Origin of the sequence: Streptomyces sp. ICN903 (assembly GCF_022015835.1) — a bacterium.
Taxonomy (GTDB): domain Bacteria; phylum Actinomycetota; class Actinomycetes; order Streptomycetales; family Streptomycetaceae; genus Streptomyces; species Streptomyces fenghuangensis.
Genome location: NZ_JAKMAY010000521.1, coordinates 1 through 1,958 on the forward strand (window position 1 = coordinate 1; position 1,958 = coordinate 1,958).

The 1,958-nt window shown below is 69.3% G+C and carries 2 protein-coding genes; both read left to right on the plus strand.

Annotated elements, in window-relative coordinates:
* A partial coding sequence (locus L7D48_RS28455) for a sugar ABC transporter permease (RefSeq protein ID WP_237883929.1) occupies nucleotides 1-1,025 on the plus strand: 1,025 nt, incomplete at its 5' end.
* A 44-nt stretch (nucleotides 1,026-1,069) separates the two neighbouring features.
* A complete protein-coding gene (locus tag L7D48_RS28460) occupies nucleotides 1,070-1,951 on the plus strand; it encodes a carbohydrate ABC transporter permease (RefSeq protein WP_237883931.1) in 882 nt (293 codons plus the stop codon).
* Nucleotides 1,952-1,958 lie beyond the last annotated feature (7 nt).

Consider the following 1,958-nt stretch of genomic DNA (forward strand, 5'->3'; position numbering starts at 1 on the left):
CGGCCGGCTCGCCGACCGCGGGCGGGGAACCCCCGCACGCGGACGGACGCGGCGCCGGGGGCCGCGGGGGGCCCAAGGCCTCCCCGCCCCCCGGCGGCATCACCCGGCGGCACCGGCTGCGCCGCGACCGCGCCCTGGTCCTGATGACGCTGCCCGCACTGCTGCTGGTCCTGGTCTTCGCCTACGTACCGCTGCTGGGCAACGCCGTCGCCTTCAAGGAGTTCGACCCCTACCTCGGCGACTCCTTCACCGAGTCCTTCACCCTCAGCCCCTGGATCGGCGGCGAGAACTTCCAGCGGATGTGGGAGGACCCCTACTTCTGGTCGGCGGTCGAGAACACCCTGCTGATCTTCCTCATCCAGCTGGTGTTCTTCTTCCCCGTCCCCATCCTGCTGGCCCTGCTGATCAACAGCATCATCAGCCCCCGGGTGCGCGCCTGGGCGCAGGGCGTGCTCTACCTGCCGCACTTCTTCTCCTGGGTGCTGGTCATCACCGTCTTCCAGCAGATCCTCGGCGGCGCCGGGATCATCGCCCAGACCATGCGCGAGAGAGGCTGGGGCGGCGGCTTCGACCTGATGACCGACCCCGGCTTCTTCAAGTTCCTGATCACCTTCCAGGCCATCTGGAAGGACGCCGGCTGGGGCATCATCGTCTTCCTCGCCGCGCTGGCCGCCGTCAACCACGAGCTGTACGAGGCCGCCGCCGCGGACGGCGCGGGCCGGTGGCGGCGGATGTGGCACATCACCCTGCCCGCGCTGCGCCCGGTGATCGCCCTGCTGCTGGTGCTGCGCGTCGGCGACGCCCTCACCGTCGGCTTCGAGCAGATACTCCTGCAGCGCACGGCGGTGGGCACCGGCGCGGCCGAGGTGCTGGACACCTACGTGTGGAACGTCGGCCTGGAGAACGGCGACTTCGGCTACGCGGCGGCCGTCGGCATCGTCAAGGGCGTCTTCGGCCTCTGCCTGGTGCTGGCCGCCAACAAGACCGCCCACCTGCTGGGCGAGCAGGGGGTGTACAAGAAGTGAGCGTGCTGACCGAGGACCGCGAGACGGAGGGCGCCGGCGCCCGGATGCGCCCCGCCTGGGAGGAGCCGCCCAGCGGCGTCGGCACCGCCGCCAAGGGCGCGGTGCTGGCCGTCGCCTGTCTGGCGATCCTCTTCCCGCTGTGGATCGTGGTCGTCACCAGCCTGTCGTCGGCCGAGACCATCCGCCAGGCCGGCGGTCTGGTGATCGTGCCCGACGGCATCACCTTCGAGGCCTATCGCGAGCTGCTCTCCGGCGGCCAGGTCACCCGGGCCACCGTCATCAGCGTCTGCGTCACCGTCGCCGGCACGCTGTTCAGCATGGCCGTCTCGGTGCTGTGCGCCTACGGCCTGTCCCGCCCGGGCTCCTTCGGCCACCGCCCGATGCTGATGACGCTGCTGGCCACGATGTTCTTCGGCGCCGGACTGATCCCCACCTATCTGCTGGTCCAGTCCCTCGGCCTGATCGACACCTACGCCTCGCTGATCCTGCCCAGCGCGGTGAGCGTGTTCAACATCCTGGTGCTGCGGGCGTTCTTCATGAACACCGCGCCGGAGCTGATCGACAGCGCCCGCATCGACGGCGCCGGCGAGTTCCGCATCCTGTGGCAGATCGTGATGCCGCTGTCGAAACCGGTGCTGGCGGTCATCTCGCTGTTCTACGCGGTCGGCTACTGGAGCGCCTGGTTCAACGCCTCCATCTACCTCAACGACCAGACCAAGATGCCGCTCCAGGTGGTGCTCAACCAGATCGTCCTCAAGGGCGAGCGCCCCACGGGCATGTCCCAGATCATCAACACCGGCCAGATCCACACCCTCTCGGTGCAGATGGCCGTGATGGTGCTGGCCCTGGTGCCGGTCGCCGTGCTCTCGCCCTTCGTCCAGAAGCACTTCAAGAAGGGCATGCTCATCGGCGCGGTCAAGGGCTGACCGCGCC